The following is a 26,239-nucleotide window of genomic DNA, read 5'->3' as shown; positions in this document are numbered from 1 at the left end:
AACTATGACAAATGTTATATTTATGTAAATAATGAATAAATATATTTGTACAAAAGTTGTTTGAAAAAATAAATTCGTTAATTTTACTAAACAAACTAATCAACCTTGAGTACCCGCTATTTGTTATTACATATTCTATCTTCAATATTGTGGAGACTTAAGCGCAATTATATATTAGGCATTTTGCAAACCCTATAAATACAATATATTGAAGCGTAAAAAAGAAATATTACCACCAAAGACATCCAGATGGAGAGTAACTGCGGTTTTCTTCATTGCGGTTATAGTTGGCTTAGGATTATTTATGGCCAGAGAGTCAAAAATATTGTCTTATATGTCTGATGATCCTCAGGCCTGTGTAAACTGTCATGTCATGACACCGGTATATAATAGTTGGATGCATAGTTCACATCGGGAGTGGGCTAATTGTAACGATTGCCATGTACCTCATGATAATATATTTAACAAATATTATTTTAAAGCAAAGGATGGCGTATATCACGCTTCAGTATTTACGCTTAGAGCAGAACCAGATGTTATTAAAATGAAAGAAGCCTCTCAGGAAGTGGTTCAAAGTAATTGTATTCGTTGCCATGTTCAGCAAGTTACCCAAGTAAAATACAATGGTTGGTTAGAAGACCATAAAGACAATAGAACCGGACGTCAATGTTGGAGCTGTCATAAACAAGTACCACATGGAAAAGTCCATGGATTATCAACAATTAAGTATAACGTAGCACCATTACCAACAGATCAAGTAGACGAACTTGTTATTCCTACATGGATGCAGGAACAGATTAAAGAATAATAAAAGTGACCAAATGAAAAACAAAGTATTATTTATTGTAACCGTTATCGTAGTATTTCTATTAGGGCTTTTGGCTTCCAGTATTGTCAATAGAAAGTCTGAAGCTAAATACAAGTATGTTCCACAGGTTAATATAGCCGAGAACGAACCAAGAAATGAAGTTTGGGGAGAAAACTTTCCATTAGAGTATCAATCCTATATGCAAACTTTAGATACATCTTTTGCTTCAATGCAAGGTGGATCAGCCATGCGAGATGTTCTTGAAGAAGACCCTAATTTAGTGGTACTGTTTGCCGGTTATGGTTTTTCAAAAGATTATAATCAGGGTAGAGGACATGCTTATGCTGTTGAAGATATTTATAATACCTTAAGAACCGGTGGCCCTAAAGGTAAAGGGGACGGACCAATGCCGGCTACATGCTGGACCTGTAAGAGTCCTGATGTACCACGCTTAATGAATGAAATTGGTATAAAGGAGTTTTACAGTGGTAAATGGGCTGATAAGGGAGAAGAAGTGGTAAATCCTATAGGTTGTGCAGACTGTCATAACCCGGAAACTATGAAACTGCGTATTACAAGACCTGCTTTGGTTGAAGCCTTTGAATCTATGGGGAAAGATATCAATCAGGCTACGCATAATGAAATGCGTTCTTTGGTATGTGCACAGTGCCATGTAGAATATTACTTCAATACAAATTTACCAGGAAAGGAAGGAACACCATACTTAGTATTTCCTTGGAAAGATGGTATGACGGTTGAAGACATGGAACAGTATTATGATAATATAGAGTTTGCAGACTGGACGCATAAAATCAGTAGAACCCCAATGTTAAAAGCACAACATCCGGGTTATGAAACCTTTACAACCGGAGTTCATGCAGATAGAGGCGTATCTTGTGCAGATTGTCATATGCCATATAAGAGTGAAGGCGGGCAAAAATTCACAGACCATCACATTCAATCGCCATTGAATAATACTTCTAATGCCTGTCAGGTATGCCATAGAGAAGAATCAAGTAAATTGATTGCTAATGTTTATGAAAGACAGCGTAAAGCCACAGAAAATCGTTTGAAATTAGAGGACTTATTAGTTAAGGCACATATTGAAGCTAAAAAATGCTGGGACCTAGGAGCTACAGAAGAGCAAATGAAACCTATTTTAACAGATATTCGCCACGGACAATGGCGCTGGGATTATTCAGCTGCGGCACATGGAGCATCATTTCATTCTCCGGTAGAAACAGCCAGAGTTATTGGTAGCGGATTGGTAATAGCCCAAGAGGCTAGAGTTAAACTGGCACGTTTATTAGCAGATTTAGGACATAATAAACCTGTAGAGATGCCGGATATTTCTTCAAAAGAAAAAGCTCAGGAATATATTGGTTTAGATATGGATAAATTAAATGCAGAAAAAGCTGAATTTAAAAAGAATGTATTGCCTAAATGGCTGGAGGCAGCAAAAGCCAGAGAAGATAAAATGCCTGTAAATACAGTTTCCGCTACTAACTAAGACGTATTTTATTATAAAAACATAAAGATACCTTATTGCTATAATAAGGTATCTTTTTACTTTAAAGGACATAATAATAACTATGAATAAAATATTTAGAATATTTGCATCGCCAGTATTAGCAGTAGTTCTCTTATTTACTTTTGGAATGGCTATGGCAATTGCCACATTTGTAGAGAATGATTACGGAACAGCTACTGCCTGGAAAATCATATATGATGCCTGGTGGTTTGAACTGATCATGTTAGGGCTTGGGCTGTGCTTTATAATGAACATTTATAAATACAAGCTTTGGCGTCTTGAAAAATGGGCCTTGCTCATGTTCCATTTGGCATTTATAGTTATTTTAATTGGAGCCGGTATGACGCGATACGCATCGTATGGAGGCATAATGCGTATCAGAGAAGGCGCGTCGTCAAATGTTATTATATCAGATAACAACTATCTTCATGTTCATATAACTAATGGTAATACTACTAAAACAATACGAAAAGCCCTTAATTTTTCACCAATAAGTAATAACGACTTTGAAGTTAATAGTGAGTTTGAAGGTAGAGCTGTAACTATTTCTTATAACAAATTTATAGCAGATGCTGTTCCGGAAATAGTTGACGGTGCAGAACACGGTAAGCCCTTGATTCAAATGGTGGTTTCTGCCGGAAATGGTAGAGAAACTGTATTTTTAGAAAAGGGTGAAATAGAAGCTATTGGAGCACATCAACATAAAGTAGGTTTTGATGTAAACCAGGAAGGTGTTATTAACATCACAGAGAAAGATGGCGAATTCAGTATTTTGTCACCCAGAAATTTGAGTGCTTTTGTTATGGCTACTGAAACGGCAAGCACCATAAAAAAGGACAGCCTTCAAACTATACAATTAAGAACGTTATATAGAGATGGAGATGCCTCGTTTGTACCACTTTCATACCATCCAAAGGCTGAAATTAGTTTGATAAGTGCCTCAGAGAAACCAAAAGATAACGATGAGCAAAAAGACGATGCATTGATGGTAGATGTAACCTTAGGAGAAGCTACAGAAACGTCAACCTTATTATACCGCGAAGGGTTTCTGCCTACAAACCATGAGGTGAAAATTGATGATATACTTATAACATTATCTTACGGATCAGAACCTATAATCACACCGTTTTCAATACAATTAGATGATTTCCAGCTGGAGAGGTACCCTGGGTCTACCAGCCCTTCAGCTTATGCCAGTGAAGTTAAAGTACTTGATAATGATAAGGAAATCCCACATCGAATCTTTATGAATAATGTTTTGGATTATAAAGGCTATCGCTTTTTTCAGGCCAGTTATGATACCGATGAGCTAGGTACAGTGCTGGCTGTTAATCATGATGCTTTAGGCACGAATGTGACGTACTTAGGGTATTTTTTGATGATGATTGGTATGTTTTTTACACTTTTTGGAAAAACCTCCCGGTTTATGCTTATAAATAAAAAATTGAAAAAGGTAAAATTAAAAAGCGCAGTACTCATTTTAATGCTATTAAGTTTTTCTGCTATCGGGGCACAGACAAAAGCACCAGAGATCAGCGTAAAGGCCATTGAGCAACTTAGAATAGATGAACAGCACGCAGAGCTATTTGGGCGTTTGATGGTTCAGGATTTAGACGGACGAATAAAGCCTATGAATACTTTGGCATCAGAGTTTTTAAGAAAGCTTTCCCGCAAACCGTATTTTAAATTTACTCAAAAAGGAGAACGTGTTCGTTTTAGTGCCAACCAGGCATTTCTGTCCATGCAATCAGCGTCAAATATTTGGCAATATATACCACTGATAAAAGTAGATACTCAAAAAGGAGGGGATTTGTTTAAAAGTTTAGATGTTAGTGAAGATGGCTTGGTTTCCTTTACTACTTTGCTTGATGATAAAGGAAAATATATGTTGGGAAAGGACGTGGAAGCTGCCAATAAAAAAAAGCCTGCAGAGCGAAGCGAATTTGATAAAGAGGTACTTAAGGTTGATGAGCGTTTCAATATTCTATACAATGTATTTGCCGGAAACTATTTAAAAATTTTCCCCAATAGTAATGATGAGACCAATAAATGGCACAGTCAAACACATCATTTTCAGGATTTTCCTGCTGAAGACGGACAATTTGCAAAACAGATTATCCCCACTTATTTTAATGATGTAAATAATAAAAACTGGATAGAGGCCAGTGAAAAATTAGGATATATAAAAACATTTCAAGATGTTTTAGGAAAAGAAATAATTCCCAGTCGTAAAAGGGTAGAGGCTGAGCTATGGTATAATCAGTTAAACTTAAATTTTTGGTTATTTCAGGTCTACTTTACCCTGGGAGCAATACTCCTAATACTGGCTCTTATAAAAATATTTACTAAGAAGAAACTCGTAGATATTTTATGGAATCTATTGATTATTATTACGCTGGTCACATTTATATGTTTTACCGGAAATATTATACTCAGGTGGTATGTAGCACAGCACGCCCCATGGAGTAATGGTTATGAAATGCTGGTTTTTGTGTCCTGGGTATTATTACTCTGCGGATTGTTAACATTTAGAAAATCCGATTTTGCATTACCCTTATCTACATTGTTTTCGGGGGCTTTGTTGTTTGTGAGCTATTTAGATTGGCTAAGTCCGGAAATAACCAATTTAATGCCGGTTTTAAAATCATTTTGGTTAAAAATACATGTGGCCACAATAGTAAGTAGTTATGCCCCATTAGCGCTTTCCGCTATTTTAGGATTTATGGCATTATTGCTTATGATTTTTAAAACTAAAAAATCAAAGAAAGAAATAGATATCAGAATAAAGGAACTGACCTATATTAATGAGATTTCAATGACTATTGGTTTATTTGTATTATCAGTAGGTACATTTTTAGGAGGTATTTGGGCCAATGAATCCTGGGGACGTTATTGGGCATGGGATCCCAAAGAAACCTGGGCCTTAATAAGTATTATAGTTTATGCTATAGTATTACATCTGCGCCTCATTCCTAATTTAAAAAGTACATATGTTTTAAATACAGCTAGTGTTTTTGCTTTTGGATCTATAATAATGACCTCTTTTGGAGTAAATTATTATTTGTCAGGCTTACACAGTTATGCTGCCGGAGATCCTTTGCCAATTCCAACTTTTATTTATGTTCTTGTAGCTGTGGTCATTATAGTATCAGTTTTGGCATTTTATAGGAAGAAAAAGTTTAAGTTAATTAAATAATGTCGTTTTTAAGTTACTGATATTTGATTATCAATAATCTAATTCGCTTCTAAATACAGCAAAGACGTTGTAGAAGCTAAAAAAAGCTTGTAAAATTTAACATTTAATTAAAAAAATCGATAAAACGCTTGTTTTTTACGATTAATTACATAAATTTGTGCATTGAATCCCTAAATCTTAGATATGAAAGCGAAGATTATTTTATTAAGTTTTAGCCTTTTTTTGGTAACAGGAATTGGTTTTGCCCAGAAAAAAGGCAAAGGACCTAAAAGCATTATTAATGAGAAAGTTACTATTGGGAAATATCACAATAAAGAAGAGTTAGAACGTATGCAAAAGGGGCAATTATTAGCACTTTATACAGAAAGAAATAAAGTGCTCATTAGTACACTACCCTATATAGCCTTTGCTACTAAGCCAGGAGTTACAATGACTACTTTAGGTATTCCTGAAAATAACGATAACATTAAGGCATTGGATAATCAGTTTGAGAATACAGATACCTATTTAGAAAACACACTTGAGTTTCATAAAGAGTATTTACCTTATTCTGACACAAGAAATTTAATAGCCGCTATATTATTTTATGAAGAGATTATGAAATCATTGCATCAGTATAATGAATTTCGCTAAATAAAAAATCTCTCTTTCTGATAATTTATAGGATGATATTATAATAAGTTTTCTCTATTTAGAGAATGGTTATTATGATATCTTTTTTTTGAATTCATTTAAAAAATTATAAAACACACTTAAAATTTCATTTCAGCTATTTTTATTGTGCATTTCATCGATGGAAATTTCATATAAATTCATAAATTTTGTGTATTTTGTCGAAATAATTGGTATTTCATAGATTTTTTTCTATTTTTGAACTGTTAATTAATTTTAAAACCATACTAGTTTATAACTACAAATTGTTTATTATGAAAAATTTTACCCAAATCGTTTTCATATTTCTTTTTGCTTTATCAAATGTTTTTGCTCAACAAGAAAAAGGAATTATAGGAGTCAATAACTGGCTTTCTAATTGGACAGAGTTTAATCCAAACTCTCAGGATTACGGAGAACCTACTCAAATTTTAACGGGAAATATAACAGAAGATAAAAAATTGATTAAGAGGCATGTCTATCTCCTTGTTGGTAGTGTGTTTGTTGCTAATGGAGCGGTATTGACTATTGAACCGGGAACTGTAATTATTGGAGACTATAAATCAAAAGGGTCTCTAACAATTTCAAAAGGTTCAGCTATAAATGCTAACGGTACTGAAACAGATCCTATTGTTTTTACGTCAAATAGAAGCGTAAAAAGAGCAGGAGATTGGGGTGGTATAATTATTCTTGGAGAAGCTGCCACAAATAAATTTGGTAACGGATCTGTTGCATCATTTCATGAGCAATTAAACCCGGCAAACTATGCCAATACAAACTTTGGGGGAGATAATCCGGATAGTAATTCAGGTTTGATGAGGTATGTAAGAATTGAATATGCGGGTAATAGAATTAAAAGTGCCGGCCATTTTAACGGACTTTTACTGGCAGGTGTAGGAAGAGAAACGGTTTTAGAAAATATTATGGTGAGCTATTCAGCAGGAAACTCCGTTCAGATTTGGGGAGGGAACGTGAATTTAAATAGAATGATATCTTACAGATCTAATAATAACGACTTTAAATTTAACTATGGCGCTCAGTGTGAATTAATAAATTCATTAGTCGTTAGATCGCCTTATGTATCTAGTAGTGACGGATCCAGATGTTTGCAAATAGCTTCTTATGACAAAAAAGAAGAAGTTGATTTTACTAAAAATTTCACATCATTAGTTGCCGAAAACCTGACTATGCTGAATGCCAGTGAAAGTCTTAAAGAAGATATTAAAATGGGTCTGGTTAAGGAAGCAATTTATATAGGAGAAAATGCTTCACTTGATATGAATAAAAGTGTGATTTCAGGATTTAATCCAGCAGTGATTTTTGAAGATAAGATTGCAATAAACCAGGAAAACTTAGAAAAAATTAAGTTTACGGATATGTATTTTAACAATTGTAATGGAAATATTTTTGTTGAGCATAATTCAAATAATGAGGATCTGGAAAATTGGTATGGAAACCACGCATTTTTTAATGTATACTCTAAAAGCCCTAATGCAGAAACCTTTATAGATATTGCCAGTTCCAGAAGACCGGACTACAGATTAAGAATTAATAAAATAATAGCATCAAATGAAGTTGATTCTGGTTTAAAGGATAACTAGAATGTTTAGCATTGTTTCGTAAATTAAATAGTTGTAATAATAGCCCCTAAACCTTTTCTACAAACCAAATTGAAACTTAACAAAGCATCAGGCATTTTTATAGGATAGAATAGTAGAAATTATAAAGCATTGCAAAAAGCATGCTTTATAATTTCAGTATCTATATATGGTGATTTGTTTTCAATGGAAAATAAAAACAATGAAAAATTTTACTGTATTACATATTGTGGTCTTTCTATATTTTGCTTTTTTGGGAACAATTCAGGGGCAGATTGTTATAGGGAAGCCTAATTTGGGGTTTAGCCAGGCCTGTGCCAGCCCTTCATTTAATACATATAATGTCACATTTTCATTTTCCCCTGAAACGTCTTTGGTATCAACCAATCAATTTATTATTGAACTTTCAGACGAATCAGGAAGCTTTACAGATGCCGAAGTTGTTTTTACATCAGCAGCGGGCTCGGTCGAAACATCGCCGGCCACTTTGAGTTTTGCCGTACCAACTACGGTTTCAGGGCAATCCTATAAAGTTAGAATTAAGAGTACGGCACCGGCAGCTACAAGTTCCGGTTCAGATGCCTTTCCTGCTTATTACAAATTACAAGACACACCATTTTCAATAAACAATTTAATTGCAACGGCTAATTATTGCGCAGGGGGTAGCTATCTGTTAACTATAGATAATCCCGGAGGACCTGATAATGATTCTCCCTTACAATACCCATCGCTTACATTTAACTGGTATAGGGAAACAAGCCCAACCACCAAAGAGTTTATAGCCGCCGGATCAAGTTTAACAGTTAGCGAATCCGGAACATACTTTGTAGAGACTAATTATGGAACCTGTACATCAAATTCATATTCAAACAGGGTAGAGGTTAGCGAGATAGCTTCAGGAGGCTCTACTTCTATAAATTCAAGTTTAGGAAATCCATATTGTATAGGAGATGGCCCTACCATATTAAGTACAACAAATGGAGGAAGTTACCAATGGTACAAAGACGGACAAACGATTGAAGGCGCTACCAGCCAAACATATGAAACTAATGAATCCGGAGAGTATTCAGTCAATATTGATTTAGGGACCTGTACAACTAGTGCGTCTATAAATTTAGATAACACCGGATTTACCAGTAGTATAAATGTTGAAGAAAACAATATGCTGGAGGATGGTGAAACATTACCGGTAATGGTCACCACTTCAGCAAACAACCCTGAATTTGTATGGTTTTTAAATGACTCTGAAATTTCCGGAGCTACTACTAACAATTATGAAGTTACTAAAGTTGGGAACTACAGGGCAGTTGTTAGGCAAACTATAGGATGTTTGTCATCAACTGAATTTTTATTTAATGTAAGTTCTCCTTTTCCTGATGTAGCCAATATTCCTAATCTGATTAGTCCAAATGGAGATGGAATTAATGACACCTGGGTCATCCCTCAAGCTTATGTAAACGGAACCAATACAGAAGTAACTATTTTAAGCGCCCAAGGAAAGGTTGTATTGAAAACCGATAATTACCAAAATAACTGGCCGGAAAATCAAATAGAGTTTACCAATGTTAATCCCATCTATTACTATATTATAACACCACCAAATGGCAGTGAAAAAAAAGGTTCAATTACATTGATTAAGTAACATGATGAAATATATACTACATATCGTGTTATTTTTTTGCTTACTGTCACAAGTTAATGCTCAGGAGGATGGCGTTGTGGCTCTTAATATTCCTGTGAGAAACTCACTAAAGTTCAACAGGCAATTTATTAATCCAACATTTAGTTTTGTAAGAGAGCAAAACAAATATATAAGTTTTAATAATAAACGGGAATGGGTTCAGTTTGACAACGCTCCTCAGACCTATCTGTTTGGGTATTCTGGAAGATTTAGAGAAAATATTGGTGCCGGGTTAAGTTTGTTCCAGCAAGACTATGGGGTTTTAACAACCTTTGGAGGAAACCTGAACTTTGCTTATAATGTGGTACTTGACCGTTATAATAATTTAACCTTTGGATTAAACCTTGGCTTTTATAAAAGTAGTATTAATGAAGGGAATGTTATTACTAATTTCCCGGATCCGTCTTTAAGCAATATACCTTCTAATTCAATAATTACCATTAACCCAGGGATAAACTATGGAACCGATTTTTTTGATTTCGGAGTATCCCTAAATAATCTGGCATCTTATAATTTGACGTCATCAGAAATGATTGAAGAGAATCCGGAACAAAGTATTCAGGCACATGCTATGTATACCGGTTATGTTAACAGTCGCGGTTTTTTTGATGAAAGTAAATTTTCGGGACTGATAAGATCTGAATTCAAGAAAGATCAAACTATAATTTCAGGAATTATGATGCTTACCATACCAAAAGGATTTTGGGGACAGGTAGGCTATAGTTCATTTTATGGCGTTTCAGCGGGTATAGGACTTAACATCAGTTCTCAAATTGCATTAGAATATAATTATGAAAAGGCGGTAGGGGATTTATCAGCTTTAGGAAATGCTCATGATATCACAATAGCCTATAAGTTTAAAAACAGAAACAGGTATGATTATAGCGGTGATGATGAGGAAGAAGCGCTTATTATTCCTAAAAAGAAAAGCTACCGTCCTGTAGCCAGGAGAAAGCCTAGTACAAGAAAAGTAAATAAACCAAAAGCAGCTACAGCTTCAGTATTAACTGAACAAAAGAAACAGGATCAAATTGCAGAAGAGGCTAAAGCCAAACTTGAGTTAGAGAAGCAAGCTGAATTGGAAGCGGCAGCTAAACTAAAAGCAGAGCAGGAAGCTCAGGCTTTAGCCGAAGCAGAAGCTAAACGACTGGCGGATATAGAAAAGGCAAAAGCCGAACAAGAGGCTAAACGTTTAGAAGCCGCAGCCAGACTAAAAGCAGAGCAGGAAGCTCAGGCTTTAGCCGAAGCAGAAGCTAAACGATTGGCAGATATAGAAAAGGCAAAAGCCGAACAAGAGGCTAAACGTTTAGAAGCCGCAGCCAGACTAAAAGCGGAGCAAGAAGCTCAGGCTTTAGCCGAAGCAGAAGCTAAACGATTAGCAGATATAGAAAAGGCAAAAGCCGAACAAGAGGCTAAACGTTTAGAAGCCGCAGCCAGACTAAAAGCAGAGCAGGAAGCTCAGGCTTTAGCCGAAGCAGAAGCTAAACGATTAGCAGATATAGAAAAGGCAAAAGCTGAACAAGAAGCGGCATTGAAAGACGGTATTGTTCCAACTGATGAAGTTACTCAATTAATGAATGATATTACACAAGAAACTGTAGCATCAAATAAAGAGCAAGAGGAATTATTATCAAGATTAACCGAAAAAGTGGCCATCAAGCAACAAGATCTGGATGATCTGATAGAAGAAAATAATCTTAGTGAACAGGGTATAGTAAAAGCACCCAAGCCTTTTAAAAGTGTAACGGCAGAGAATAGAGAATTGGAAACCTTATCATTAGAGATAGAAGGCGTTATACAATCGCAAAATGAAAAGATCAGAAGGTTAGAGAGAATTTATAACGAACGACTTAAAGATGTCTCTGATAAAAATGATCCTGCCAATGTCTATTATAAAGAAAAAATACAGGAATTAAAGGCACAACAAATGCAGGCTATTCAGCTAAGGCAACGTTCTTTTACTAAAATTGAACAGTTAAAAGAAGACATAAAAGAAGAAAGAAAAAGAAGAATTAAACGCGCTCTATATGATAATGAAGATGATAGGTATGAAAAAGACAGGGCTACTTTAAATAGAATTAAACAAAATACAGCAGTAAGTTCCACGCCTTTAACAGCTGAAGATTTTGATTATGGAGAAGAACTGAATAATATACAAATTGTTAAAGATGTCAAACATGTAGAGAGTGGTTATTATTTGGTAATAGCGGTACATTCTGATGTTGAGAAACGTGATGAATTCTTAAGAAAAGCAGTAGCTTCAGGACAAAGTGATGTAAATTTCTTCTATGATGTAAATACAAGTAAGTATTATATTTATTATGAAAAATTCAATGGACTGAATCAGGCACAAGGTGCCATGCAGAATAAAGGCAATAAACCATACAATGGCAAAATGTCCATGGTTAAAATTGAAAATTAGTATTGAATTTCTTTAAGTAAGCTTTGTTTATGTCTTTCATAAACAGCTTACTTTTTGAAAGACATAAAAATGAGAGCGTGAGAGTTTTTAATAAATAGTATTCCCGATACGAATTTTATCAAAAAACACTCAGATAAATAAAGCGTGTTACTTTATTTCTAAGTATATAATTAGAACTAAATAACGCAAGTCTAAGCTTAGCTAAACGAATGCTTTAAATTAATATTATCTTTTTGTATTTAAAATATTACAAAAAAATTAAATAATTTAGTTTAAAGTATTGTTTTATCGATTAAATGCATAAATTCTAACTTTTATTCATCAAGGTTACAAATATTTTTACGATATTTATACCGTTTAAATACATTAAACACAGTTGTTTTGTTATGTTTGAAGTATTATTCCTACTCGTAACATTCTGGTTTAATTGTAATTAACGTATAATATTTCTTTTTAGTGCCCAAACTAAGAAGAAGTACTAAAAATAACCGCCATGAAGAAACCTGCTTGTTTAAACAAAGGACTTGTTGTTCTAATGCTTGTATTAAGCATACCGTTGTTTAGTCAAAATTTAGTGCCTTTTGCACCCAGATATGATGAAGCTATTAAAGGAGATATGCTTCTCATAGGAAATAGTAACGTAGGTATTCATGTTTCTGATCCTTATAATGGAACTAATACCAATGATAGACTTGATGCTGCGGTTCATGTAGATATTGACGGGGATTCCACAACGTTCAATTCAAGTAGTGCCGATCTGGATGTTCCCAGTGATACAAACTGTTATCAAATAGTATATGCCGGTTTGTATTGGAGTTCTGTAGTCAATGGTTCTACGCCAATGTCTGATATTAAATTTAAAACACCAGGTGGTTCATATATTGATATTACAGGAACCCAAATATATTTTCAAAACGCATCAAATAATGTAAACTCAAATACTTATGCTTATTACCATGATGTAACTAGTATTCTTTCGGCATTACCAAACCCCGAAGGGACTTATACCGTTGCCAATATTTCTTCAATGGTAGGCCCTAAACCAAATAGCGAGGGACTATCTGCGGGTTGGTCACTTTTTGTTATCTATGAAGATCCGCTTTTACCAAGTCAATACATTACCTCTTTTGATGGGTTTACTAAAATTACAAGTAGTATTAATGAAACCTTTCCAGTTACAGGCTTTAGAACTATTCCAACCGGGCCGGTTCGTGCTAAGTATGCCTTTAGTACTATTGAAGGAGACAGAAGATGGACTGGTGATTATTTATTGCTAAACGGAACTACAGTGAGTGCAACAAATAATGCCGGAACGGTGATTCGTGAAGGCAATAACTTTTTTAATAGTACATCATCAATAATTGATCCGGTTACAAATACACCGGAGTTGTTAACGGCAAGGAATCCCAATGGATCAAATACATTAGGTTTTGACTCCGGGATAATCAATATTCCCAATGCAGGAAATACAGTAATAGCCAATGGCGCTACTTCGGCAACCATTAGTTTGGGGAGTAATCTGGATATCTATTATTTCTATTTTAATGCATTTGCCATTGAAATTATTGCTCCAAACATTGTCTTAACAAAAATTGTAGAAGATGAATTTGGTAACAATATAGAGGGCCAGGTAGTAGATTTAGGTGACCAATTATACTATACTATTGGTTTACAAAATACAGGGAATGACGACGCAACAGATTTGACTATTAGAGATGTGCTTCCAACAAATATAGTATTTGATTACCCTACCGATATAGAATATCTACCACCGGGAGTTACCGTTGAGAGCTATGATCCTGCAACCAGAGAATTGGTTTTTAGGGTAAATAGGTCTGTTGTAGAAGAGAATGATCCGGTTTCAGAAATCCGTTTTAAAGTTACCGTAGTGTCTACTTGTAGCTTATTAAGTGATGCCTGTTCTAATATTATTGATAATCAGGCATATTCAACTTACAAAGGGACTATAAATCCTGATTTCACAATTTCTGATGATCCTAGTTATAATACAAATACAGGCTGTTTAATAACACCGGGAGCAACAAACTTTTTAGCCGATCTAAATGATTGTACATTTGAAGAAGAAGTGATATTGTGTGGTGCAGATGTAGTTCTGACCGCTGGTAGTGGTTATGACTCATATTCATGGTCTACAAGTCCAACCGGAACTCCTGTAATAGGAACAACACAGTCTATTACCGTAACGGAAACAGGAACTTATTATGTACATAATTCAGCTATTGCACCTTGTCAGGATACAGATCAGGTATTTAATGTCATTACCTTTGGAGCTAACGTAACCAACCCGGTGATTCCTTTTGCCGATCAGGTGGTGATTTGCCCTAATGACGGAAAAGAATTGCCTAATATATTTTTGTGTGGCGCTAACGATTCCAGGCTAATACAAACAGGAATTACAGATACTACGTCTATGATCTGGGAAAAACTGGATGAAACCAGTTGTGCTGCTGTTGTAGATCAGGATTGTGCCAATGAAGATCCGGGTTGTACCTGGAACCAGGTAGCTTCCGGACCGGATTTTACGGCAGATACAGCAGGACAATACCGGTTAACTTTAAATTATTCAGGAGGATGTTTTAATCAGTTTTATTTTAACATATATACCAATTTATTAGTGCCAACGGTAAGCTCAAGGGATATTTATTGTACTACCCCTGGCGAAATTGTTGTAGGTGGGGTACCTAGTGGTTATGAGTATAGTCTTGATGGTGTTAACTACCAGCCAAGTAATACATTTACAGTAACCACAGCTAACCTGTATACAGTTTATATAAGACAAATTGGAGTGTCTCCAAACCCATGTATTTTTACCGTTCCTGATGTTCAGATTGTTGATCATAATTTTTCAGTGTCAACTATTATTACTCAACCGTTGTGTCATGGCGAGTTGGGAAGTATTGCTGTAGCAGCAAATGATGTAAGACCTCAATATTACTTTTCTATTTCTCAGGGGGCTACGGTTATAAATAGTGTAGGCCCAATTATGCAAGGGGATTATACATTTTCAAATTTAAACCCGGGAACTTACACCGTAGATGTATCTACAGAAGACGGATGTGTTTTCTCCGGAGATGTTGAAATTATTGAACCACCATTACTTGAAGCTACTGTAGCGCTTACACAACCACTCACTTGTACAGATGGAGAGATAACAGTATATCCAACCGGTGGAACCCCTCCTTACTATTATTTTGTAAATAGTACTACGGTATTTCAAAGTACACCTATAATTCCGGTTACAGCAGCAGGAGTTTATAATATTACTGTTGTAGATTCCAATAACTGTTCTACAGATACCTCCATTACAGTTGACCAAATTGATGCACCAGAATTTACCGTAGATAAAACAGATATTTTATGTTATGGAGATAATTCCGGGGAAATCAGATTTAATGTGACCAATGCCAATGGGTACACTATTGAGTATAGTATAGATAATGGTGTAACTTATGGAAGCAATCCAACTATTTCCAATCTTGGTGCGGGAACTTACCAAACCATGATTAAATATTCATTGAATGGCGCAGATTGTTTTAGTGTTCCTGAAGATGTTATTATAACCCAACCGGATGCAGCAGTAACAGCTTCAGCAGGGGTTACAGAACTTGCAGGTTGTGGTCCCGGAGGTGAAGGGTTATTAAGAATTACTAATCCACAGGGAGGAACAGCTCCTTATGAATACAGTTTTGACAACCAGGCTACATGGTCAACTACACCAGAAGCTTATGTAATGCCGGGAACCTATACCTTATATATAAGAGATGCTAATGGTTGTATTTTCCCTATGACAGATATTACATTAGATCCGGAACCGGTAGCACCAACTATTGATATTTCAGATCCGGACTTTAATTGTGATGGTACGGCAAATTCCACAGTAACCGTAAATAATACAGGAACAAATGCCTACACTTATACCTATCTGTTAGACGGTGTAGAAAATACAAATACGGCAGACCCAACTACGTTTTTAGATGTACCAAACGGTTCACATACCATTAGTGTAACCTATCAATTGCAAACCGTACCTACTTATAGTAATTTATTGATTGAAGATTTTGGCTCCGGTTCAGAGGTGCCTTCTCCAGGTATTAATCCGGCATTTTGTTTTGAAAGGCAAGTTGAGGCTACAAAATGCCACAATAGAAGGACTTTAGGAAACGGGGAATATACAGTTACCAATAGTCTTAAGGGGAATTTTTATGGCGGTTGGCACAACCCGGTAGATCATACCAGTGGAAGTTCTAATGGAAGATATATGGCGGTTGATGCTGGAAATGCAATACCAAATAACGCTGTTCTTTATAGAAAGACCATTAGTGACATTATACCCAATCAACCTATACAGGTTCGTTTTTTCGCAACCAATTTATTAAGGGTTGGTAATAATCAACCGGATGCCTCACTTACAGTAGAATTACAAGACACTAACGGCATAGCATTGTCTTCAGAGTCTACGGGAGGTATACCTAAAACAAATGGATGGGTAGAGTATGTTAGAACAATCAACCCCGGAAACAACACCTCTTTAGATTTTGTATTACGTTTAGAATTATCCCAAAGAAATGGTATTGACTTTGCTGTTGATGATATAGAGGTTTTTCAACTTCCGGTTACTTGTATTACACAAGTAGACTTTCCTATAGTTATTGAATCAGGAAATGCTTTTTCAGCTGAGGTTGTAAGTGCAACTGATGTAACCTGTAATGACTCTAATGATGGCTCAATTACTATTTCGGCTCAAAATTTTGATACAGCAAATGGCTATCAGTATTCGTTAGATGGTGTGAACTGGATTACTCAAATGACCTCTCCATATACCATTACAGGATTGACTGATGGAAGTTATACAGTGCAAATTCGTTATGAAGATGCTGTAGATACTTGTGAATTTACATTTAACCAGGATATTTTAACACCGGCATCAGTTGATGTTAGTGCATCTGCAACAACCATTACCTGTCTTGATGATGCTACAGTTACAGCAACAGCTACAGGAGGAACAGCCGCATATGCTTATGAATTATTGGATACGTCTCTGAATTTAGTATCAAACTTCCCGGGTAGTGGTATTTTGGCCAATGTAACAGCAGGAGACTATATTGTAAGAGTTACGGATGCTAATGGCTGTACAGATACAACACCGCTAAGTTTAGTAAACTCAACACCACCAACAGCTACTGTTATTAATGCTGATTATTGCTATGATGGTACCAATGGAGCTACACTTGAAGTGTCTGCTTCCGGAGGTCAGTCACCATATGAATACAATATCAATGGAGGCGCTTTTCAAACGTCACCTTCATTTACTAATCTAACGCCCGGTAATTATGATATTACAGTAAGAGATGCTTACGGGTGTACATTTAGCTTACCAACTGAAATAATAGAAACACAGGTAGAAATCAGTGCTGTTCTTACAAAAGAATTAGATTGTACAAGCTCACCCGATGCAGAAATTACAGGTACAATTTCTAACGGATACCCACCATATACCTATGAAGTTTCAGTAAACGGAGGTGCTTTTAGTACTTTGGGAGCTACAGGGACACCATTTACCTATACTGCCGCATCTGATGGAACTTATCAATTTCAGGTCACAGATGCTAACGGTTGCCAGGCCTTGTCTAATGTTATTACAGTTAGCCCGATATCATTTCCAACAGCTACAACAACAGTTGTAAATCCAAGCTGTAATGGAGATACTAACGGTTCTGTGCAAATTGTTCCGGCAGATGGCGTGGGGCCTTATGAGTATAGTTTTAACGGAAGTGCTTTTACAACTACTTCTTTATACACCGGACTCAGTGCAGGGATTAATTATTCTTATGAGGTACGAGATGCTAAAAACTGTGTATTCAGTGGCTCAGTTACATTAACAGAACCTACAGCATTGATAGTTTCGGCAAGTGCAACGGCATTTAGTTGTGATGCGGCAAATACAAACCAATCTGCTGTAGTCACCGTTGATTTACCAACTACAGGAACGGCGCCATATTTATACAGTTTTAACGGCTCAGGATATAGCGCAACTAATACTTTTACCGTAAATGATAACGGTACAGATCAAACTATTACTTATTCGGTTCAGGATGCCCAGGGATGTACGGCAGGAGGTTCGGTAACCCTATCTCAATTAGACCCTCCAACAGATCTTGATTTTGTATCTACGGCAATAACATGTCTGGCAACAACGTCAACAGTAACCTTAACTTCAACTGATGGGGTAGGAGTACTGGAATATGAAACTATTGCACCGTCACCAATCATCGTTGGAAAGCAAACATCAAATGTGTTTTCAGGATTGACAGAAGGTACTTATGTATTTAGGGTAACAGATGCCAACGGATGTTATTACACAGAGTCCTACACCATAGATCCGGTAACACCAATTGCAGTAACTGGGTTAATACAAAGTGATGTATTATGTCAAGGGGGAAATACCGGAGCTATTGAATTTACCGTTTACGATACCACTGGATTCAGCTATACTATAAATGGAGGCGCTTCAGTAGCCGGAACATCACCAATAAACTTAACGAACCTGACTGTAGGGGCTTATACTATTGAAGTTACCGACACAACTACAGGATGTACAGCTAATGAGACCATAATAGTTTCTGAACCGGCAAATGCTTTAAGTTTTACCACAACAGCAACAAACATAAATTGTAACAATGATAATGCTCAAATTACGGTAACAGCTTCAGGAGGGACTCCTGCTTATACCTATGCGGCAGTTATTTCAGGTAACCCAGCTCCGGGAGTTGGAGATTATAACAGTAGTCATATTGTAAATGTTGATACCAATACAGGTACTGACTTAAACTGGGATGTTTATGTTAAAGATGCTAATGACTGTATTGAAATAAATACAGTTGCCATTATTGAAGATGCCTTACCAACAGTAACGGCGCCGGGTGTTGCTAATCAATGTACAGTAACATCTGGGTTTACGTTTACAGTTTCAACTCCAACAGGAGTAGCACCGTTTATGTATAGTATTAACGGAGGGGCTTCATATCAATCAAGTCCAACGTTTACAGTAAACACACCGGGCAGTTATACTATTACGGTCAGAGATGCCAATGGATGTACGGCAACAAGCCCTACAACTACAGATGTATTTGCACCAATTACAGCTAGTGCTGTATTGACTAAAGGTTTAACCTGTTCCGGGCCAACAGATGCCAATATTGACATCTCAGTATCCGGAGGTGATGCACCATACACTTATGAAGTTAGTACCAATGGAGGTACTACTTACACAGCCATAGCAGGTTCGCCTTATACAGCTTCAACGGCAGGGAATTATCAGTTTAGAATTACTGATGCTAATGGGTGTACAAGAGAGACTAATGTAGTAGTGGTGTCAACACCAGATAATCCGCTTATTACAAGTGTTACCCAAACCCAATTTATTCTATGTAGTAGTGAAGAGACCGCAGCAATTAATATTGCTTTTGATAACACGATAGGTCTGGCACCCTTTGTCATTAATGTGAATAATGATACAACCGGTACTGACTATGGAACTCAAACATCCGGGTTGGCAGCAGGAGATTATACCATTACATTAACCGATGCTAATGGATGTACAGATACGGAAACTATTACAATAGCTGAACCAACACCAGTTAATTTAGCTTATAGTGTAGATCCAATAACCTGTGGCGCAGGAGGTGTTTCGTTAGGGCGAATAATTATTGATTCAGTTAGTGGTGGCACGCCAAATTATACTTATCATGTAACCGGAGTTAATGGTTATAATCAGGAATTACTTAATCAAACAGGATTAACACAGGTTTTTGAAGTGGTAGATTTTGGCTTGTATGAAATAATAATTACAGACGCTAATGGGTGTACGGCTATTGAAACCAATATATTAGTAGCATCTCCACCAGATGATTTGGATATTAATATTAATGCTACGGCCGATTGTATTACCGGTGGAACAGCAGAGGTTTCAATAGGAACTCCATTGAGTGGTTCCGGACCTTATCATTTTGCCATTTATACTGGGCCGGGAATGACTTATACCGCTCCAACAACTGCACCCTGGCAGGATGAGGATGCTCCAGGAAGTGAAACATCAACATTTACAGGTTTAATACCTGGTGCAACATATACGTTTATAGTTTATGATGAATTAACCGGGTGTTACTACTATGAGGTTGCAGATACTCCAATCCCGACTAATTCCACTTTAACAGTTGGCGCATTAACATCAAACAATATCACCTGTACAGGAAGTGCCGATGGTAATGTAAGTTTTGATATTACAAGTATCTATCCGGCTTCAACAGATGTTAGCTATGAAATTTATAATTCCCTGACGTTAGTAACCACAGGTATTTCGGGTACTACTACAATTCCGGCAAACGGAACGGTTTCAATCTCTAATTTTGGAACATTACCATTTGGCGAGTATTTGGTTTTAGTAGAAGAATTAGCGGGAGCTACAAATGCAGGTTGTAGTGTAGCTTCTACCACATTTAATATTACAGAATCAGCAGTTGAATTAGCTATCACAGCTTCTTCTTCGAAGAATGAAAACTGTAATGAGTTAGGCGTTATTTCTGCAGTAGCCCAAGATGGTACAGCACCATATGAATATCAATTGTTGTTGGCCACAGATCCAGCACCAAGTGCAACCAGCCCAGGTTGGGGGTCAGCAAATACATTTAATGCAAGTGCTGATAGCTACATTGTTTATGTAAAGGATGCCTATAATTGTATCAGGCAAGCTGCAGTAACTGTAATAAGAGATCCTGAGCCAACTATTAACCCGGTATCTCAGCAATGTTTTGACGGAACACCATTCACTATTACTTTAGTAGAGGGTACTGGAACAGCTATTGCACCGTTAACCTATAGTATTGGAGGAGCCTATCAATCCAGTAATACCTTTACTATTAGTACAGCGGGGACTTATACTGTTAGTGTTAGAGATGGTAATGGGTGTATAGCCACAGACACATTTGTAGTAGAACCGCCATTGTTATTAGATGCAGATTTAACACAGGATTTAACCTGTATTCTTGATGCCAGTATAACCTTAAATCCAAATGGAGGAACAGGAACCTATACAACTTATGAAGTTAACTATAATGGCGGAGGGTATGTCGCTATCGGAGGGTCACCATATACAACAACTTTAGATGGAACATACCTGTTTAGAGTAACAGACTCTCAGGGCTGTCAGGCAATATCAAATGTTGTTGTTGTAACACCAAATACCACGCCAACCTTCACATATGTGCAAACTAATGTAAGCTGTAATGGAGGAGCAGACGGGAGTATAGTTATTACTGCGGCCAATGGTATTGCACCGTACCAATACAGCATTAATAACGGTGCAACATTCCAGGTTTCAAATGTGTTTACCGGACTGTCAGCGGGAGCTTATGATGTGGTGGTTAGAGATAGTAAGAACTGTGATTCATTACCGGTTACAGTAACAATAACAGAGCCTTCACCAGTAAGCGGTTCAGGAACATTGACCCAAAGTTTAACCTGTGGTGCAGGTAATGCCACACAACCGGCAACAGTTACTATTACCGGAAGTGGGGGAACAGTACCGTACACTTATAGTTTCGACGGAGGAGCCAATTATACATCAACCAATACATTCACAACCAATACTTCAGGAACTGTAACAGCTTATATTCAGGATGCTAATGGATGTATTATAACTACACCAATAGATGTTGTTATACCGGCCTTAGATGTTCCAACAGATTTAGATTTTGTTTCAACAGCAGTAACCTGTTTAGCACTAACAAGTGATGTGACACTTACTGCAACTAATGGAGTAGGGCCATTAAGTTACGCTATTATAGCCCCAGCAAGTGCTACAGGGAATATTACAGGAGCATCAACCGGAATCTTTACCGGATTAACACCGGACACTTATACCTTTACAGTTACAGATGCCAACGGTTGTTATTATACAGAATCCTATACAGTAAACCCGGTAACAAACATTACAGTATCAGGTTTATTGCTTAACGATGTTAGTTGTAATGGCGGTTCAGATGGAGCCGTTGAGTTTACAGTTGGAAGTTTTGCAACAACATATAGCTATACTATTAATGGAGGTAGTGCCATTACAGGACAAACTGCAGGAACAATTTCGTTAACAGGATTAGCTATAGGAGCTCAAACCATAGTGGTTACCGATGAGCTTACTGGGTGTACAGATACTGTTACAGTAAATGTTGGAGAACCAACAGCCTTGATATTAGTAGAAGCTACTAATATAAATGCTCATTGTAACTTTGGTGCCCAGGTATCTGTTACGGCAACAGGAGGTACTCCTGATTATACTTATGCTTTTGTTGTGGATGGCTCTGTACCAATAGCATCGGATTATACTAGTAGTACTTCTGCCATCTTAGATCCTGCAATTAGTACGGATTGGGATGTTTGGGTTATGGACAGTAATGGATGTACAGATCAAATAGATGTTGTTATTGCTACAGATCCGTTGCCAACAATAAGTGTACCGGCACTGGCAATAAACCAGTGTAATTTAACGGGAGACCCTTATACGTTTACAGTTACCGGAACAACAGGTATTGCACCATTTACGTATTCTATTGGAAATGGATTCCAGGCAAGTCCTACATTTACAGTATCTACACCGGGAACATACGCTGTAACGGTTAGAGATGGAAATGGTTGTGAGGTTACCGGAGGAACTACTATAACCGTATATCCTGCTTTAGACTTGTCAGCAGCCATAACAAGCTTACCAAGTTGTTCAAATGATGATGGGGAAATTACAATTACTGGTTCGGGTGGTTCAGGAAACTATGTGTATTCTATTAGCCCAAGCCCCGCATCGGTTTCTATTGCAGGACATGTGATCTCGGGGGTGCCATCAGGTACATTTGCCGTGACCATAGAAGATACTACAACCTTATGTACCAGAACTGTTAATGTAACCTTAGATGCAGCTACACCGGTTACTTTTACAACTGTGCCAACAGATGTAAGTTGTAATGGAGGTAGTGACGGTATGATAACGGTTAATTTACCCGCAAGTAATGATAATCCGGTTTACACTTATAGCCTTGACGGAGGTGTTACAACACAAACGTCTAATGTGTTCACAGGATTAATTGCAGGTACTTATAATATTACGGTAACCTCAGGAAGAAATTGTACGTTGACACAATCAGAAACTGTTGGGGAACCAAACCCTGTAGTGATTGCAAATCCTATAGTAGCGGAGTATGATTGTACTGCAAATACCAATGCAACTAATTATGCTACAATAACCGTGAATGGAGTAACCGGTGGATCTTCAGTATATACTATATATGAATTTATTAGGGGAGGCACTGTTGTTCAGGCTACTGCCAATAATGTGTATACGGAAACCGATTTGTTAGGAGGTACCTACACCATTAATGTTTATGATGATAACGGTTGTTCAGGTAGTACTACGGCGACTATTCAACCGTTTATTGGGTTAGATGCATTGAACATAACAATAGATAATGCCATTACATGTACAAATGACGAAGATATTACTGTTTCAGTGACCAGTACAGGTGGCACACCAACCAATCTTGAATATACTGTTGAAGATGTAGATGGGACAATATTAGGAGCGGTTTACAGTCAAACTAATACTACAGGTGTGTTTACAGGCTTACCAATTGGTAATTATCTGGTTACAGTGGTTAATTTAGATACAGGTTGTAGTTTACAGACAACACATTATGTAGATGATCCAAACACGTTTGATTTGACTATTGATAATGTTGTTGATGTAACTTGTTTTAATGATTCTGATGGTAGTGTTAATGTTACTTTTATAGATAGAGTACCAACACCATCGGATGAGTCTGGAGCGTTTACCTATAATATTGTTGATGCATTGGGTAATCCGGTAACCTCTGGTTCGGTTGCTAATGCTGGACCGGTAAATATTCCGGGCTTTGCTGCCGGAACATATACCATAACGGCTACCTTGACTAATACACCATATTGTACAGTAAGTAAAAGTTTTACAATTTCTGCACCAACGGCAGCTCTGGCTATTTCAGAAACACATACAGAAATCACCTGTATTGCTGGTAATAACGATGGTTCAATTTCTGCTACGGCTACTGGCGGATGGCCGGGAGCTTATGAATACCAATTGGAGCTGGCAGGAGGAACAGTTATAACACCATTCAGTGCTGTGCCCAATTTTACGAACCTAATGGCTGGTGATTATATTGTCAGTGTAAGGGATAGTGCTGGCTGTATTGCTATAGTAAATGTGCCACTTGTAAATCCGGCGCCTATTGATGCTCAGGCAATAGCAACGCCATCTTTGGTTTCGTGTTTTGGTGATACTAATGCCAGTATAACAGTAAATAATGTGACAGGTGGACAGGGAAGTAATTATACTTATATTTTGAATATGGTGTTGCCAACAGTGACCTCTTCGGGGCCGCAAACCTCACCAATATTCAACGGATTAGGAGCAGGAACCTACAATGTAACTGTAAGAGACGGTTACAATTGTGAGTTTACCACAGCTGATGTTATAATCACGCAACCAAATGCCATACAGGCCACATTGGTTAAGGCCACATCACAAACCTGTACTGTTGATGCCACACTTACTTTAAGCGCAGTGGGAGGAACAGGGTCATATGAATATAGTGATGATATGGCTTTTTCTAGTGTTTTAGGAACATTTACTTCTGATGTGACATTTGCAGTAACACCGGGTACATATATGTATTATGTGAGAGATGCCAATGGGTGTACATCAATGGTCTCTAACGAAATTACAGTTGATCCGTTACCGGTATTAACAATAGATTTAGATGCTACAAATGCCACGATTAATTGTGTAGGAGATAATACAGGGGTTATTGTAGCTGAGGCACAGGGAGGCCTTGGTAATTACATTTACATTTTACAAGATGCGTCCGGTACAGATATTACACCAGCACCAACCCAAAATAGCCCGGGAGTATTTACAGACCTTACCGCAGGGACTTATCAGGTTAGAGTAACCAGCGGTGTGGATTGTGAAGAAGTATCTGCTCAGGTCTCTATTACAGAACCTGCATTAGCATTACAAGCTTCATATACTACTACGGATGTTGCATGTAACGGTGGAGATGATGGTATTATGGAGATAACAGCAACAGGAGGAACCGGTATTATAAAATATGCCATTTCTCCACAACTAAATCAGTTTTTTGAATCTCCTATTTTTGAAAATCTTACTGCGGGAACTTATCAGGCCATAGCACAAGATGAGTTAGGCTGTTTTGTACTTATTGATTTTACTATAGACGAGCCTACTCCGGTAGTACTAAGCATAGTGCCTAATTCAATAATACCCGAAGTTTGCTCAGGAGATTTAAACGGGGCTTTCAGTATTGATATTTCCGGTGGAAACTTACCATATAGTGTGAGTTTAGATGATATTGATGGGACATACACTACAGGAGGAGCCACACAAACACAATTTGATTTTGATAACCTGGCAGGTGGAGACCATATTGTCTATGTTAGAGATAATGAAGGCTGTGAATCTGAATGGAATATTACATTTCCTGAATCCGTGCTTCTTGATCCTCAGGTTGTTGTTGATTATGGTTGTGTTAACAACTTATCAACCAATACGGTTACCGTTTCTGTTGATCCTAGTATTACAAATCTTGCTGATATAGATTATTCATTAAACGGAGGCCCTTATCAAACAAGTCATGTGTTTACAGATGTACCGGCTGGGATTGGCCATTATATCAATGTAAGACATACAAACGGATGTATAAAACCAACACTGGATTTTGATATTGATCAGGTGGATCCATTAGAGTTAGCTTTAGAAGATGGCGGGCTTAATGAGATTGTAGCGGCTACTTCAGGAGGTGTAGAACCTTATGAATATACATTAAACGGGGAAGCTTATGGAAGTGAAAACACGTTTATTATTTATGCGTCAGGAGACTATACAGTAACCGTTACAGATGCTAATGGTTGTGTAGCAACGGCAACAAGATTCTTTGAATATATAGATGTATGTATACCAAACTATTTCACACCAAACGGTGATGGTACTTTGGATAGATGGGGGCCAGGATGTACATCGCAATATAAAGATTTAACATTTGATATTTATGATAGATATGGTCGTAAAATAGCCACCTTAAGAGCAGGAGATAAGTGGGATGGTAAGTATAATGGTATTGAACTTCCTACAGGAGATTATTGGTATGTTGTTAAGCTTAATGACCCCAAAGATGATCGTGAGTTTGTTGGACATTTTACACTTTATAGATAATAATTAGCGGTTTAAACCTCTAAATG

Annotated in this window: 8 protein-coding genes; all 8 read left to right on the top strand. The window is 37.0% G+C overall.

The window, feature by feature from the left end; translation table 11 throughout:
• Nucleotides 1-208: 208 nt before the first annotated feature.
• The 8 genes from nrfH to VOI54_RS16940 all read left to right on the top strand — a co-directional run bounded on the left by nrfH (nt 209) and on the right by VOI54_RS16940 (nt 26,213).
• Nucleotides 209-808 (top strand): cytochrome c nitrite reductase small subunit, encoded by a 600-nt coding sequence (gene nrfH / locus VOI54_RS16975; protein WP_326284392.1) that lies wholly within the window; start codon nt 209-211, stop codon nt 806-808.
• Between the two features lie 13 nt (nt 809-821).
• Entirely contained in the window at nt 822-2,318 is a 1,497-nt protein-coding gene (gene nrfA / locus VOI54_RS16970) for an ammonia-forming cytochrome c nitrite reductase (RefSeq protein WP_326284391.1), read from the top strand.
• An 82-nt stretch (nt 2,319-2,400) separates the two neighbouring features.
• Nucleotides 2,401-5,535, top strand: coding sequence for a cytochrome c biogenesis protein (locus VOI54_RS16965; RefSeq protein ID WP_326284389.1), 3,135 nt, complete (start codon nt 2,401-2,403; stop codon nt 5,533-5,535).
• Between the two features lie 183 nt (nt 5,536-5,718).
• Complete coding sequence (locus VOI54_RS16960; protein ID WP_326284387.1) at nt 5,719-6,168, top strand: hypothetical protein; 450 nt, start codon at nt 5,719-5,721, stop codon at nt 6,166-6,168.
• 293 nt (nt 6,169-6,461) lie between these two features.
• Nucleotides 6,462-7,787, top strand: a complete 1,326-nt coding sequence (locus tag VOI54_RS16955; protein ID WP_326284386.1) for a beta-helix domain-containing protein — start codon at nt 6,462-6,464, stop codon at nt 7,785-7,787.
• A 199-nt stretch (nt 7,788-7,986) separates the two neighbouring features.
• Nucleotides 7,987-9,426, top strand: a complete 1,440-nt coding sequence (locus tag VOI54_RS16950) for a T9SS type B sorting domain-containing protein (RefSeq protein ID WP_326284384.1) — start codon at nt 7,987-7,989, stop codon at nt 9,424-9,426.
• A gap of 4 nt (nt 9,427-9,430) precedes the next feature.
• Complete coding sequence (locus VOI54_RS16945; protein WP_326284383.1) at nt 9,431-11,887, top strand: PorP/SprF family type IX secretion system membrane protein; 2,457 nt, start codon at nt 9,431-9,433, stop codon at nt 11,885-11,887.
• A gap of 493 nt (nt 11,888-12,380) precedes the next feature.
• Nucleotides 12,381-26,213 carry a T9SS type B sorting domain-containing protein gene (locus tag VOI54_RS16940; protein WP_326284381.1) on the top strand — a complete coding sequence of 4,611 codons (13,833 nt, stop codon included), beginning with the start codon at nt 12,381-12,383 and terminating at the stop codon, nt 26,211-26,213.
• The last annotated feature ends 26 nt before the right edge of the window (nt 26,214-26,239 follow it).

Source organism: Alterotamlana spongicola (assembly GCF_035818475.1).
Taxonomy (GTDB): domain Bacteria; phylum Bacteroidota; class Bacteroidia; order Flavobacteriales; family Flavobacteriaceae; genus Cognatitamlana.
The sequence above is the reverse complement of the archived record's forward strand: the minus strand, read 5'-3'. Positions and strand labels throughout refer to the sequence as shown.

Excerpts from the sequence above, each read along its gene's own strand:
- VOI54_RS16950 (WP_326284384.1), top strand. The coding sequence starts at position 7,987 with ATGAAAAATTTTACTGTATTACATATTGTGGTCTTTCTATATTTTGCT.
- VOI54_RS16945 (WP_326284383.1), top strand. The coding sequence starts at position 9,431 with ATGAAATATATACTACATATCGTGTTATTTTTTTGCTTACTGTCACAA.
- VOI54_RS16965 (WP_326284389.1), top strand. The coding sequence starts at position 2,401 with ATGAATAAAATATTTAGAATATTTGCATCGCCAGTATTAGCAGTAGTT.
- VOI54_RS16960 (WP_326284387.1), top strand. The coding sequence starts at position 5,719 with ATGAAAGCGAAGATTATTTTATTAAGTTTTAGCCTTTTTTTGGTAACA.
- VOI54_RS16940 (WP_326284381.1), top strand. The coding sequence starts at position 12,381 with ATGAAGAAACCTGCTTGTTTAAACAAAGGACTTGTTGTTCTAATGCTT.
- nrfA (WP_326284391.1), top strand. The coding sequence starts at position 822 with ATGAAAAACAAAGTATTATTTATTGTAACCGTTATCGTAGTATTTCTA.
- VOI54_RS16955 (WP_326284386.1), top strand. The coding sequence starts at position 6,462 with ATGAAAAATTTTACCCAAATCGTTTTCATATTTCTTTTTGCTTTATCA.